The organism is Vibrio sp. 10N.286.49.E11 (genome assembly GCF_041469505.1).
GTDB classification, from domain to species: domain Bacteria; phylum Pseudomonadota; class Gammaproteobacteria; order Enterobacterales; family Vibrionaceae; genus Vibrio; species Vibrio crassostreae_C.
In genome coordinates this window covers 23,366-36,984 of record NZ_JBFRKQ010000044.1, presented here as the reverse complement: position 1 = coordinate 36,984, position 13,619 = coordinate 23,366, and the positions used below count along the sequence as shown (strand labels likewise).

At 45.9% G+C, this 13,619-nt stretch carries 15 protein-coding genes and 1 other RNA gene; 12 read left to right on the top strand and 4 right to left on the bottom strand.

Going from position 1 to position 13,619, the window contains the following annotated elements:
- Positions 1-145: 145 nt before the first annotated feature.
- The 7 genes from rplM to sspB all read left to right on the top strand — a co-directional run bounded on the left by rplM (position 146) and on the right by sspB (position 5,134).
- Complete coding sequence (rplM, locus tag AB4167_RS10335) at positions 146-574, top strand: 50S ribosomal protein L13 (protein WP_010434689.1); 429 nt, start codon at positions 146-148, stop codon at positions 572-574.
- A gap of 13 nt (positions 575-587) precedes the next feature.
- The gene (gene rpsI / locus AB4167_RS10330; RefSeq protein ID WP_004740758.1) at positions 588-980 is read left to right on the top strand and encodes a 30S ribosomal protein S9; all 393 of its coding nucleotides are present in this window, start codon (positions 588-590) and stop codon (positions 978-980) included.
- 330 nt (positions 981-1,310) lie between these two features.
- Positions 1,311-1,901 (top strand): ubiquinol-cytochrome c reductase iron-sulfur subunit, encoded by a 591-nt coding sequence (gene petA / locus AB4167_RS10325; RefSeq protein ID WP_017061434.1) that lies wholly within the window; start codon positions 1,311-1,313, stop codon positions 1,899-1,901.
- Positions 1,901-3,166, top strand: a complete 1,266-nt coding sequence (locus tag AB4167_RS10320) for a cytochrome bc complex cytochrome b subunit (RefSeq protein WP_017061435.1) — start codon at positions 1,901-1,903, stop codon at positions 3,164-3,166. The genes petA and AB4167_RS10320 overlap by 1 nt, the downstream gene beginning before the upstream one ends.
- The gene (locus AB4167_RS10315) at positions 3,163-3,900 is read left to right on the top strand and encodes a cytochrome c1 (protein ID WP_017061436.1); all 738 of its coding nucleotides are present in this window, start codon (positions 3,163-3,165) and stop codon (positions 3,898-3,900) included. Before AB4167_RS10320 ends, AB4167_RS10315 begins: the two co-directional genes overlap by 4 nt.
- 97 nt (positions 3,901-3,997) lie before the next feature.
- A complete protein-coding gene (gene sspA, locus AB4167_RS10310; protein WP_009848943.1) occupies positions 3,998-4,633 on the top strand; it encodes a stringent starvation protein SspA in 636 nt (211 codons plus the stop codon).
- A gap of 6 nt (positions 4,634-4,639) precedes the next feature.
- Positions 4,640-5,134 carry a ClpXP protease specificity-enhancing factor gene (gene sspB / locus AB4167_RS10305; protein WP_017072808.1) on the top strand — a complete coding sequence of 165 codons (495 nt, stop codon included), beginning with the start codon at positions 4,640-4,642 and terminating at the stop codon, positions 5,132-5,134.
- Between the two features lie 254 nt (positions 5,135-5,388).
- Here the strand turns inward: sspB and AB4167_RS10300 are convergent, their stop codons facing one another.
- From AB4167_RS10300 to AB4167_RS10285, 4 genes are read right to left on the bottom strand one after another with little or no spacing between them, the layout of a single operon-like run.
- Positions 5,389-5,994, bottom strand: coding sequence for a BON domain-containing protein (locus AB4167_RS10300; RefSeq protein WP_017062905.1), 606 nt, complete (start codon positions 5,992-5,994; stop codon positions 5,389-5,391).
- Positions 5,995-6,010: 16 nt separating this feature from the next.
- Positions 6,011-6,601, bottom strand: a complete 591-nt coding sequence (locus tag AB4167_RS10295; RefSeq protein ID WP_004729817.1) for a phosphoheptose isomerase — start codon at positions 6,599-6,601, stop codon at positions 6,011-6,013.
- Positions 6,602-6,603: 2 nt separating this feature from the next.
- Positions 6,604-7,002: a YraN family protein gene (locus tag AB4167_RS10290; protein ID WP_017059277.1), complete on the bottom strand. Its 399-nt coding sequence runs from the start codon at positions 7,000-7,002 to the stop codon at positions 6,604-6,606.
- Complete coding sequence (locus AB4167_RS10285; RefSeq protein WP_136982230.1) at positions 6,989-8,806, bottom strand: penicillin-binding protein activator; 1,818 nt, start codon at positions 8,804-8,806, stop codon at positions 6,989-6,991. Before AB4167_RS10285 ends, AB4167_RS10290 begins: the two co-directional genes overlap by 14 nt.
- Before the next feature lie 61 nt (positions 8,807-8,867).
- Here AB4167_RS10285 and rsmI point away from each other — a divergent pair, with 61 nt between their 5' ends.
- From rsmI to AB4167_RS10260, 5 genes are all read left to right on the top strand, one after another.
- Positions 8,868-9,734 carry a 16S rRNA (cytidine(1402)-2'-O)-methyltransferase gene (rsmI, locus tag AB4167_RS10280; RefSeq protein WP_017066241.1) on the top strand — a complete coding sequence of 289 codons (867 nt, stop codon included), beginning with the start codon at positions 8,868-8,870 and terminating at the stop codon, positions 9,732-9,734.
- Between the two features lie 176 nt (positions 9,735-9,910).
- Positions 9,911-10,350: RNase P RNA component class A (gene rnpB / locus AB4167_RS10275), an RNA gene on the top strand.
- Between the two features lie 228 nt (positions 10,351-10,578).
- Positions 10,579-11,529 carry a 16S rRNA (cytosine(1402)-N(4))-methyltransferase RsmH gene (rsmH, locus tag AB4167_RS10270; RefSeq protein ID WP_017062902.1) on the top strand — a complete coding sequence of 317 codons (951 nt, stop codon included), beginning with the start codon at positions 10,579-10,581 and terminating at the stop codon, positions 11,527-11,529.
- Between the two features lie 3 nt (positions 11,530-11,532).
- Positions 11,533-11,850 (top strand): cell division protein FtsL, encoded by a 318-nt coding sequence (gene ftsL / locus AB4167_RS10265; protein WP_017062901.1) that lies wholly within the window; start codon positions 11,533-11,535, stop codon positions 11,848-11,850.
- Positions 11,847-13,604: a peptidoglycan glycosyltransferase FtsI gene (locus AB4167_RS10260; RefSeq protein ID WP_008223684.1), complete on the top strand. Its 1,758-nt coding sequence runs from the start codon at positions 11,847-11,849 to the stop codon at positions 13,602-13,604. The genes ftsL and AB4167_RS10260 overlap by 4 nt, the downstream gene beginning before the upstream one ends.
- Positions 13,605-13,619 lie beyond the last annotated feature (15 nt).

The window sequence follows — 13,619 nt, the reverse complement described above, 5'->3', positions numbered from 1 at the left end:
TTACTGTGGGCCTCTAGCGATGAGTAAAATCACGTTATGCCAAGAGTTTTCCAACACTCGAAGGGGTGATGAATGGTAACTCTTAGACAGTGGGAATACGCGAGTATTCCTTAAGTGTAAATTTTTTAAATAGGTAATTATTAGCATGAAAACTTTCGTTGCTAAACCAGAAACTGTAAAACGCGACTGGTATGTTGTAGACGCTGAAGGCAAAACTCTTGGCCGTCTAGCAAGTGAAATCGCTTCTCGCCTACGCGGCAAGCACAAAGCAGAATACACTCCTCACGTAGACACTGGTGATTACATCATCGTTGTTAACGCTGAGAAAGTTGCTGTAACTGGTAACAAAGCTAAGGGTAAGGTTTACTACCGTCACTCAGAGTTCCCAGGTGGTCTTAAAACTATCACTTTTGAAAAGCTAATTGCTAAGAAACCAGAAATGGTTCTAGAACTAGCAGTTAAAGGTATGCTTCCACGTGGTCCTCTAGGCCGCGCGATGTACCGTAAGCTTAAAGTGTACGCTGGTACTGAGCACAACCATGTTGCTCAACAGCCACAAGTACTAGACATCTAAGGGGATTATGAAAATGGCAGAGAATCAATACTACGGCACTGGTCGTCGCAAAAGCTCAGCAGCTCGTGTTTTCATCAAACCAGGCTCTGGTGAGATCGTAATCAACAAGCGTAGCCTTGATGTTTACTTCGGTCGTCCAACTTCTCGTATGGTTGTTAAGCAACCTCTTGAGCTAGTTGAACTAACTGAGAAACTTGACCTTTACATCACTGTTTCTGGTGGTGGTATTTCTGGTCAAGCTGGCGCAATCCGCCACGGTATCACTCGCGCTCTTATGGAGTACGATGAAACTCTACGTCCTGCTCTACGTGCAGCTGGCTACGTTACTCGTGACGCTCGTTGCGTTGAACGTAAGAAAGTTGGTCTACGTAAAGCACGTCGTAAACCTCAATTCTCTAAGCGTTAATTTTTCTTTACGAAAAAGTACACGCCCCCAGTTTTACGACTGGAATTGTGGTTCAAAGCTCGGCTATATGCCGGGCTTTTTGTTTTTATACCCCCTCTAAACGCTTTCCCTTCCTCGTTTTATTTCCAAATTCTTATATTTTGAAAGCTTTTGTAACCCAATGTGCGCTTTGCCTCATGATTGTTACAAAAAGGTAGCTTTATCTTGTCAAAAAGTAGGGTTTTATTTATCATTTGCCGTCAATAAATAGAACTAAATACATATTTTGTTAGCCATGCTCTTTAATCGGAATTATTTCAATCCACAAGGAGCAAATGGGAGAATGTTTGGATGAGCAACGCGCCTTTAAATAACGGTCGCAGGCGTTTCTTAACCGCAACAACAGCCGTTGTTGGTGGTTTAGGAGCAGCTGCTGTAGCCGTGCCTTTTATTAAATCATGGAATCCGAGTGCCAAGGCGAAAGCTGCGGGCGCGCCGGTGGAAGTGGAAGTCAGTAAGTTAGAACCGGGGCAAATGGTTCGTGTCGAGTGGCAAGGTAAACCTGTATGGGTTGTACGCCGTGCTGAGTCGGTACTAGAAAACCTAAAATCGATCGGTGGTCAACTTCGTGACCCTCAATCTGAAGCTGAACAACAACCAGAATACGCACAGAACGAGTTCCGTTCAATTAAGCCGGAATTCTTCGTTGCTGTTGGTTTCTGTACGCACTTAGGTTGTTCTCCAACTTACCTGCCGGATTCTTTTGCAGAACAAGTTCAGGGTGTTAAGTCTGGTTTCTTCTGTCCTTGTCATGGTTCAAAGTTTGATATGGCAGGTCGAGTATTCCAAGGCGTACCAGCTCCATTGAATCTTGTTGTACCAAAGCATATGTATTTGAGTGACACTAAGATCATGATCGGTGTGGACGAGGGAGACGCGTAATGCAAGGATTGCTTGATTGGGTAGAGAAACGTCTACCCGCGATGAATGCGTATAAAAAGCATTTATCTGAATACCCAATGCCTAAGAACTTTAACTTTTGGTACCTTTTCGGTTCTTTGGCAATGTTGGTATTGGTTAACCAAATCCTTACGGGTATTTGGCTAACAATGAACTACGTACCGTCAGGTGAGGGTGCATTTGCTTCTGTTGAATACATCATGCGTGATGTGGAATACGGTTGGCTACTACGTTACATGCACTCAACAGGTGCTTCGGCATTCTTCGTTGTTATCTACCTGCACATGTTCCGTGGCCTAATCTATGGTTCTTACCAAAAGCCTCGTGAGCTACTTTGGATCTTCGGTATGTTGATCTTCTTAGTGCTTATGGCTGAGGCTTTCATGGGTTACCTACTACCATGGGGTCAAATGTCTTACTGGGGTGCTCAGGTAATCATTTCTCTGTTTGGTGCGATCCCTGTTATCGGTGATGACCTAACGCTTTGGATCCGTGGTGACTACATCATCTCTGGTGCAACGCTGAACCGTTTCTTCGCACTGCACGTTATCGCTCTACCAATTGTACTTCTGCTGCTTATCGTACTTCACGTACTAGCACTGCACGAAGTGGGTTCGAACAACCCAGACGGTATTGAGACGAAACTTCCTAAAGGCACAATGGGCGACGACTACAAAACGCAGTTCCCATTCCACAAGGATTACACTAAGAAATACGACATCATTGACTCTATTCCTTTCCACCCATACGGGACCGTGAAAGATATGGTTGGTGTGGCCGGTTTCCTATTCTTCTTCTGTTATGTGCTGTTCTTTAACCCAGAGATGGGTGGATTCTTCCTTGAGCCGCCAAACTTTGAAGCTGCTAACCCACTGAAAACACCAGAGCACATCGCTCCGGTATGGTACTTCACGCCGTTTTACGCAATTCTGCGTGCTGTTCCTGATAAGTTGCTAGGTGTTGTAGCAATGGGCGCATCTATTGTTGTGCTATTCCTACTACCATGGTTCGACCGTTGTAAAGTGCGTTCTTACCGTTACCGTAGCAAACTGCATTTGATTAACATCATCCAATTCACAATAAGCTTTATTGCGCTTGGTGTACTTGGTGCGCTTCCAGCAACGCCAACATACACGCTACTGGCTCAAATCTTTAGCTTAGGTTACTTCATGTTCTTCGTTCTACTGTGGTTCTACAGTAAAAATGAAGCGACGAAACCATTACCAGAAAGGGTGACATTCAAATGAAAAAGTGGATTGTAATTTTATTTGCTATGTTGCCGTCACTGGTGATGGCAGCGGGTGCAAACGTACCATTAGACAAAGCGAACAATGATTTAACAGACAAAGCTTCATTGCAAAATGGCGCTAAGATGTTCATGAACTACTGTTTCGCTTGTCACTCAACGCAGTACCAGCGCTATGAACGTGTTGCGAATGATTTAGAGATCCCCGTTGATCTTATGAAGGAAAATCTGATTTTCGACCCTGAAGCGAAAATCGGTGACTTGATGGTTAATGCTATGCCTTCTGATCAAGCGGCAAGTTGGTTTGGTGCTCCGCCACCAGACCTAACATTGGTTGCTCGTGTTCGTGGCGCAGACTGGCTGTACACTTACCTTCGTACTTTCTATGAAGATCCGTCTCGTCCATTTGGCGTGAACAACATTGTTTTCCCAAGCGTTGGTATGCCGCACGTTCTTGAAGAACTGCAAGGTATCCCAACACCAATCTACGATACTCATATGGTAGATGGCGAGGAAGTGACGGTTGTTGTTGGCACTGAGACTGACGGCTCTGGCGAATTAAGTGCTGGTGAATACGACGAAGCAGTTCGTGACCTTGTTAACTTTTTGGTTTACTCGGGCGACCCAGTTCAACTTGAGCGTCACGCTATGGGTTGGTGGGTAATGGCCTTCTTAGTAATCTTCACTATCATCGTGATTTTGCTGAAGAAAGAGTATTGGCGTGATGTGCACTAATTGTGCTATAATACCGTGCTAATTCCCAAATTATGTTAATGTTCAATGGAGGCTTTAGGCCTCCATTGTTTTTATTTAAAGTGTACTGGAGGGCTCCATGGCTGTAGCTGCCAATAAACGTTCTGTAATGACTCTTTTCTCAAGTGCTTCTGATATGTATAGCCATCAGGTGCGCATCGTTCTTGCTGAAAAAGGCGTAAGTGTTGAAGTTGAGTTGGTTGATGAAAAAAATCTACCAGCAGAGCTTGTTGAACTGAACCCGTACAAATCAGTACCTACTCTTGTTGATCGTGAGCTTGCTCTATATGACTCGAAGATCATCATGGAATACCTAGATGAGCGTTTCCCTCACCCACCGTTGATGCCTGTATACCCGGTTGCTCGTGGTAACAGCCGTCTAATGATGTACCGCATTGAGCGTAACTGGTATTCAGTTGCAGAGAAGATCGTTAAAGGCAACGCTGAAGAATCTGAAGCAGCTCGCGTTAAACTGCGCAACGACCTACTGACTCTTGCTCCTATCTTCGCTGAGTATGAATACTTCATGAGCGAAGAGTTTAGCCTAATTGATTGTTACCTAGCTCCGCTATTATGGCGTTTACCTGAGCTTGGTATCGAACTAATTGGTCCTGGTTCTAAAGAGCTTAAGATTTACATGAACCGCGTATTCGAACGTGATTCATTCCTAGCTTCTCTAACTGAAGCTGAGCGTGAGATGCGACTCGTTCGCTAAGCGTTTATGGATATTTCTAATATGACTCCACGCCGACCATACATGCTTCGTGCATTTTATGAGTGGCTGGTTGATAACGAACTAACTCCACACCTTGTTGTTGAAGCAACATTACCGGGTGTGCGAGTTCCAGAAGAGTTTGTTCAAGATGGTCAGATCATTCTGAACATCGCGCCTCGTGCGGTTGGACAACTTGAACTGGGTAACGAAGCTGTGACGTTTAGTGCTCGCTTTAGTGGTCGTCCACACTCTGTGATCGTTCCGCTTTACGCAGTACAAGCGATTTATGCTCGTGAAAATGGTGCTGGTACCATGTTTGAACCTGAAGAGGCTTACATGGAAGCGTTTGAAGAAGGGATTGAAGAAAGTCCTTTTGAAGAACCAGAAAAAGGCCCATCTTTGAGCGTAGCAACGGCAGACGTAGATGCTGAAGAGCCAGACTCAGATCCTGAGCCACCTCGTCCAGCGAAAGGTCGCCCAAGCCTTCGTGTTATCAAATAACGTTAGTTATACCAATCACAGTAAGTAAGTGATCAGAAATAGCGCAGGAAAAAAGCTTGAGAGCAAGGCGGAATTTTTTGATAAGTAGTTATTCTACAATCAAAAATTCTAACGCAGTTATCGAAATTTTTAACAAGCTAGAATGATAGATTATTTACTACGATTGGTATTAGATAACGAACCAAATAAAAAAGCAGCGACTCGTCGCTGCTTTTTCTTTTCTGCTATATCGCATTTAGTTGACTGGCTTACGGCTAGTTAACAGCCGTCTCTTCTTCACCGTATTCAAACGCTCGAATAACCTGTTTTACGCCAGATATGTTACGCGCAACTTCTGTCGCGATATCGGCATGCTCTCTAGTCACGAGTCCAAGTAGGAATACTTCTGAATCCTCAGTAATCACTTTTACTTTGATGCCGTTAAGCTCAGCATTCGCAAGCAGAGCTGATTTCACCTTAGTGGTAATCCAGCTGTCTTTACTGATAGCACTTACAGACAAAGGTTCTTTCACTCGAACTTGATTGTGGATGCTCTCAACGCCAGCCACTTCTTTGGCTTGGTTTTCAAAAGCGCGACGTTCTGAATCTGTGGTTGCTTGCCCCATCAACACCACTGAACCTCGGTATGAGCTTGCGGTGACACGTACATTGCCACGGAATGGTTGTTTATTGGTAATCGCTGCAACTTCAAATTCGATGTTGTTGTCGTTCCAAATCTCTTTGGTTGTTCGCGTATCTGTGACTAGGTTTGCAGTAGTTGCAGCACCAGCAATGAAAATGCCAGCACAACCAGACAGAGACAGTGTAAGTAGCGAAACATTAATCAGCTTAAACAGCCTCATAGAGGTTAATGATTTCATTGTGATGCTCCGTATATCACTCTTCGTGGGCAGGGAAGAGTACTTGATCGATTAGGTCACATAGGCAGTGCAGTGTCACCATGTGTACTTCATGAATGCGCGCTGTACGGTGTGACGGGATACGAATCTCTACATCGTGTTCACCAAGCAAACCTGCCATCTCACCACCATCTTTACCGGTAAAGGCGATGATGGTCATGTCGCGAGTTACCGCCGCTTCCATTGCCTTGATGATGTTCTTGCTGTTACCGCTAGTCGAGATAGCCAACAGAATATCGCCAGTTTGACCGAATGCACGCACCTGCTTAGAGAAGATCTCTTCATAGTGGTAGTCGTTAGCCACAGCCGTTAGCGTGGTGTTGTCTGCTGTGAGTGCCATTGCTGGAAGGCTAGGGCGCTCTGTTTCAAACCGGTTGAGTAGGCACGATACAAATTGCTGAGCATTCGACGCCGAACCACCATTACCACAACAAAGAATTTTGTTTCCGTTAAGCAAGGTCGCAACCATTGCTTGAGCGGCATGCGTGATTGCGTCAGGCAGAGCTTCTGCAGCCGCAATTTGGATTTGAATACTTTCTGTGAAACTTTCTTTAATGCTGTCTAGCATGTTTATCCTTGGGTAATCGCGTTTTGAATCCAGTCGATAGTGTCATTCGGCCCTTCAATGGCAACAATATCAAACCTGAAATCTGTAGAGTGCACCGACAAGCCTTGCTGCATAAGCCAAACATTGGCTGTTTTGAGCAGTTTCTGTGACTTCTTGGCAGTCACCATTTCAGCGGCATGTCCGTAGCGGGTTTGCTTGCGGTATTTTACCTCAGCAAACACAACCGTATTGTTATGGCGCATTATAAGATCAATCTCGCCACATTTTGCTATGAAGTTTTCTTCTATTAACGATAAACCGTGGTTAATCAGATAAGATTTTGCCACGGCCTCGTATTTATCACCCACTTGTTTGTGGGTGATGGTTGGTTTGGATAGGAACTTTCGGCTAAAAAGCCCCATGCTCTGCCCAGCTGATTTCACGTTGAACCACACAGTTGTTATCGATGGTTAGCACACCCGTTTCACCTGGAATGCTGTAACCCTGTACGGCTTTCATCTGTGGCAGTGCATCCATTAGGTAGTATGCATCCATTCCCAGTGCTTGCAGACGCTTTTGGCCGTTTGAGTGTGCAGGCCATAGGTCGTTTAGCTCTTTATTAAGCTCGTTTTTGTTCTCAACCAATAGTGGGATGTCGCTGTAGAACACGCCGGTTAGGTCTTCATACTGCTTATCACCGCTGTTGCTGCGTGAGTTTGAGAAAAGAGCGGGCTGGCTAGCATCAGGGTTAATTGCAACTTCAATGAAGGGTTTGATTAGCGTTAGCTCTGAGTTCTTAGCCACAATGTAGACAGAATCGATATCACGACGGCTGCGTGGCTCGGTTTCTAGGTCTAGGTTCAGTAATCCGTCCATTTGAGCGATACGCTGTTGGCTCTCTTGCAAGCCGAATACCTGATTCACATTACGTTGCAGTTGGCGTTTGTCAGAGAACAAGCTGATAGCAACATCGTTGCTGCTGTATTTTTTCCACTCTTCTTTAAACGCTTGCTCAACTCGCTCACCTAAACGTCCTCTTGGCGCAAGGATAAGCGGGTACTTGTAGCCTTGAGCAAATAGGTGCTTCGCTGCCTGAGCGACTTCTTGCTCTGGCGATAGAGCGAGATAACAAATGTTAGTATCTGGTTCTAGTTGCGTTGGAATGTTCAGAGCTAAAGCTGGAATCGAGTTCTCGTGGTTTTTCTGCGCTTGCTGAAGTTTAGTTATGTTGCTCTTAATCAGCGGGCCCACAATGAAATCAACGTTGTTCTCTTCCAGTGTCGCTTTAATCTCAGCAGCACTTTGCACGTTGGTATCCATTACTGTCAGCGTTGCATCTTCTTCGCGTTCTTTGTCGTTCATCATCGCAAAGATGAAGCCATCACGTACCAGTTGTGCTTGCTTACCGTATTTACCCGTTAGCGGCAGCAACAGTGCAGTGCTGGTTGGCTTGCTGATCTCTAGTGCCAAGACGTCAGTGATCGCCTGAGGTGTGTATGTCGCTGCTGGGTGCTGAGGATTCTCTGCTAGCCAATCCGACAAGGTTTCCTGCAGGTTTGGAAGGTTTGAGTTCAGCGTCTTCATGTAAATCGCCAGCTGTAACCAACCTGCGAGAACGTCTTCTGTAGGCGACGTCTTAAGCTCTAGAATCTCATATTGAGAGTAGCTATTTAGGTTCTGCCAAATACGGTCAGCAGCTTGCTGTTGGAGCTCGTCGTCAGCGTCTAGATATTCTGAATAAAGAACTAACTCACGGCTTGCTTCAAAATACTCGCTTTGCATTTCAGAAATGTTCGCGCGTAGCTCGTGATAATCTTTCCACTGCTCGTTCGGAAGTTTCCACCAAGGCTGGAAGTTCAGTTGGCTATAAGCTTGTTCAGGCTGCGAGTTATTCACCAGCAGTTGAGCGCGCGCTAATTGCCATTCCGCTTGTTGCGTTTCGCTCAGCTCTTGTTTTGCTAAGCGTTTAATCAGCAGAGTTGCTTGATCGGTTTTTCCAACTTGCACAGAAGCCTTAAGCGCCATGATTAACCAGTCGTTTTGTAGACTTCCTTTGCTACTATCCGCCTGCATCATGTAACTTTCAGTTGATTGCGCTGGATCTAGTGTAATATCAACGCTCGTTGGTGCTTGAGGACCTGAAGAACAAGCCGCCAATGTAATTGCTAATGCAATTGGAGTTAGTAAGCGTGGTACACTGAGTCTCTTATGGTTCATCGTTGCCATGAGTTCTTTAAATTCCGTATAAATTTGTATCTATATTAATCGTTGAAGTGATGGTAAACAAATGACAGATAACAAAACCTTGCTCACAGAGAGCCCAACTCTCTACATTGTGCCAACCCCAATCGGAAATTTGGGAGATATCACTCAAAGAGCAATTGAAATTTTATCAAGTGTCGATGTTATTGCAGCCGAAGACACACGCCACACGGGTAAGCTGCTTGCTCACTTCAATATATCAACCAGAACGTTCGCTTTACATGATCATAATGAACAAACTAAAGCACAAGTTCTAGTCGAAAGATTATTAGAAGGTCAGTCTATCGCATTAGTCTCTGATGCGGGTACTCCTTTAATTAGTGACCCAGGTTACCATCTTGTCTCACAATGTCGTCAAGCGGGTGTGAGAGTTGTGCCACTTCCTGGTGCTTGTGCTGTGATTACCGCGTTGAGTGCTTCTGGTTTACCGTCAGATCGTTTCAGTTTTGAGGGCTTCTTGCCACCAAAGAGCAAAGGTCGTAAAGACAAGTTCTTAGAGATCGCAAAGGCAGAGCGCACATGCATCTTCTATGAATCACCACACCGTATTTCAGATTCTCTACAAGATATGCTCGAGATTCTTGGCCCTGACCGTGAGGTTGTATTGGCGCGTGAGCTAACCAAAACCTTCGAAACCATCCAAGGGCTGCCACTTGGTGAACTTATTGAGTGGATTGAAGAAGACGCGAACCGTAAACGCGGTGAGATGGTGTTACTGATTCACGGCCACCGTGAAGAAGCGAGCACAGAACTGCCAGACGAAGCGACTCGCACACTAGGCATTCTAACCAAAGAGCTGCCTCTTAAAAAAGCGGCGGCGATGACGGCAGAAATCTACAATCTGAAAAAGAACGCGTTATACAAATGGGGCCTAGAGCATCTAGACCACTAGAAACCTCTTTATAGAGTAGCTAACCTGTATTGAAAAGCTTGTGAGGAGTGATGGTATTGCCGTTATTCCTCTTTTTTTGTCTGAATTGTGTAAAATTCACGCAGTTGCTTAGAGGTTTGCACCATATTTGTGATCTCGCTAGACACTGCACCCTAATCTCTATACAATCCGCCCTCGGAGTTGAACGGGTAATCGCTGCTTTGCTGATGTCCTTCGGGAGACTGACGTTGAGGTCCTTCGGGAAACTGACGTTGAAGTCCTTCGGGAGACTGGTAGAGGGGAGGAACGTCCGGGCTCCATAGAGCAGGGTGCCAGATAACGTCTGGGGGGCGCGAGCCCACGACAAGTGCAGCAGAGAGAAGACCGCCGATGGCCTCATTTCTTCGGAAGGGGCACAGGTAAGGCTGAAAGGGTGCGGTAAGAGCGCACCGTGCGACTGGCAACAGTTCGTAGCAAGGTAAACTCCACCCGGAGCAAGATCAAATAGGCCCTCACATTGCGTTGCTCGCGTATGGGGGCGGGTAGATTGCTTGAGCCTGTGAGCGATTGCAGGCCTAGACGAATGGTTACCGCCGCGCAAGCGGAACAGAACCCGGCGTATGTGTCAACTCCACCTATATAAAGAACCCATCATTACTTAACGGTAGTGATGGGTTTTTTGCTTTATATTGACGTAAATTATTTAGATTTCCTTAGAATCCTTCACCCTGATATGAGCTTGGGTCAAAAATTCCCAAAGCCTATACACAATATGGTGGAGATACGGCGTGAAATCAGTACACTAAAACGTTAATAGAACAAATTATTGCCGAACTAATGGCTCAATCCACTCACTGAGAAGACTATGACAGAAGCATTCAAACATATTTCAGTATTGCTTAACGAATCTATTGACGGACTTGCGATCAAACCTGACGGTACCTACATCGATGGTACTTTTGGCCGTGGTGGTCACAGCCGTACAATCCTGTCTAAACTGGGCGAGAATGGACGACTCTTTAGTATTGACCGCGATCCACAAGCGATTGCAGAAGCGCAAAAGATTGATGACCCTCGTTTTACGATTATTCACGGCCCGTTCTCAGGTATGGCTGAATATGCAGAGCGTTATGACTTAGTCGGTCAAGTGGATGGTGTGTTACTGGATCTAGGTGTTTCTTCACCACAGCTAGATGACGCTGAGCGTGGTTTTAGCTTCATGAAAGACGGCCCGCTTGATATGCGTATGGACCCAACAACTGGTATTCCTGTCTCTCAGTGGTTAGTTGAAGCCGATCTTGATGACATCACATGGGTTATCCGTGAGTTCGGTGAAGACAAACATGCTCGTCGTATCGCGAAAGGTATCATTGCTTATCAAGAGAATGAAGAGAACGAACCACTAACGCGTACCGGTCAGTTGGCTAAGCTTATCTCGGATGTAGCTCCAAAAAGCTTCAAAGAGAAAAAGCACCCAGCAACACGTGCTTTCCAAGCCTTCCGTATCTACATCAACAGTGAACTTGAAGAGATCGATACAGCCCTGAAAGGCGCAGCAAGCATTCTTGCTCCTCAAGGCCGTTTGTCTGTTATTAGCTTTCACTCTCTTGAAGACCGCATGGTGAAGCGCTTTATCCGTAAAGAGAGCCAAGGTCCGCAAGTACCACATGGCCTGCCACTAACAGAAGAGCAGATCAAAGCGCTAGGCAGTGCTGATCTTAAGCCTGTTGGTAAAGCGATCAAGCCTTCTAAAGATGAAGTGGATGAGAATACTCGTTCGCGTAGCTCAGTATTACGAATCGCAGAAAAGCTATAGTCAATGAAGACCTCCAAACCTAACTTAGCCAAGATAATATTTTTTGATTTGATCTCCGTGGGTAAAGTCCCATTGGTGCTGCTTATCTGTATCTTCGCGAGCGCGATGGGGGTCGTTCTCACGACACACATGTCACGTCAGGCAATCACGCAAAAAGACATGGCATTGAGTGAGCGTGAACAGCTTGATAATGAATGGCGAAATTTAATGCTTGAAGAGACGGCTCTGGCTGAACATAGCCGCGTTCAAGCATCGGCAAAACGAGAGCTAGACATGAAACGTCCAGACTCCGACAAAGAAGTTGTGATCACACTGAAATGACTGGAAAAAAGGAAAAAGCCCCCGCGAAAGCCGTTAAGAAACCAACGAAAGAGCGAGTGAAGAGCGAAAAGGACTCGGATCCAATTCTGATTAAATGGCGTTTCAACGTCGTTATTGCTTTTGTGTTGGTTGCCTTTTCTGTACTAGTAGGTCGTGTGGCTTACATCCAAGTCATTGAACCAGATAACTTAATTCGTCAGGGCGACCTTCGTTCTGTACGTGTTAAGGCCATTCCTTCTGCCCGCGGTATTATTTCAGACCGCAATGGCGAACCACTTGCCGTCAGTGTGCCTGTTGAGGCGGTATGGGCTGACCCGAAAACCATCTTCGATAAAAATGGCATGGCCCAAATTGATCGTTGGTATGCGCTAGCTGATGTACTTGGCTTAGATCGACAATCGATGATCAACAAGATCTCCAGCGACAAATCTCGTCGTTTTATCTACCTACAAAGACAAGTTAGCCCAGCAATGGCGAAATACATCCGCGACTTAAAGCTGGTGGGTATTGGTCTTAAAGCAGAATCACGTCGTTATTACCCAGCCGGTGAAGTCAGCGCGCATCTTATTGGTGTGACCGGAATTGATGGACACGGCCTAGAAGGTGTCGAGCGCAGCTACGATAAGTGGCTCACGGGTGAAGCAGGTAAACGTACAATCCGTAAAGACCGTTACGGGCGAGTAGTTGAAAACATTGCACTAGAAGAGCGTGAAGAAGGTAAACCACTCGAATTGACCATCGATCAGCGCTTACAAGCCATCGCTTATCGAGCGATTAAACAGGCGGTAGCCGATCACAAGGCGACGTCTGGATCTGCCATCTTATTAGACGTAAAAACGGGTGCGGTTTTGGCCATGGTTAACGCACCGTCTTACAACCCAAACAATCGTGCTGATTTACAAAGCTTTAAGATGCGTAACCGCGTGATCACCGATGCTTTTGAGCCAGGTTCGACGGTTAAGCCGTTTGTTGTTCTTGCCGCTCTCGAAAATGGTACCGCGGATGCTGATACTGTAATTGATACGGGTAACGGCATCATGCAAATCGGTGGTAGCCGTGTACGTGATACTTCCAAAGTTGGTAAGGCAGACTTGGCGTTAATCCTTAAGAAGTCGAGTAACATCGGTGTGGCGAAGTTAGCACTGGATATGCCACTTGAAGCGCTACTGGGCATGTACAGTTCTGTTGGTCTTGGCGAGATGTCTGGGCTGAATCTAGTCGGTGAGACCGCGGGTATTTTCCCGAACCGTCGACGCTGGTCTAAGTTTGAAATCGCTACCTTATCCTTTGGTTATGGTCTAGCGATTACTCCGCTGCAATTGGCTCATGCCTATGCGACGTTAGCGAATCACGGTGTTTACGAACCTATCCATATCGTTAAAAGCAACGACCAAGATTTCTCAAAACAGATCATCAAGCGCGAAAATGCTGAGTTGGTTTTGAACATGCTAGAAGGCGTAACCCAAAAGGGCGGTACAGCGACAAGAGCTGCCGTGCCGGGTTACCGAGTAGCAGCAAAAACAGGTACATCTAGAAAAGCGATTTCCGGTGGTTATGGAGACGAGTACTTCGCCTATACCGCAGGTGTTGCTCCAGTGAGTGACCCAAGAGTCTCTTTGGTTGTGATGATCAATGAACCTCAAGGTGACCTCTACTATGGTGGCTCGGTCGCAGCCCCTGTTTTTTCTGAAATCATGAAGGGCGCACTGCAAATTCTGAATGTCCCTGCTGATGAAAACAAGTTTCAAGAATAGAGCCAATCAGGATTC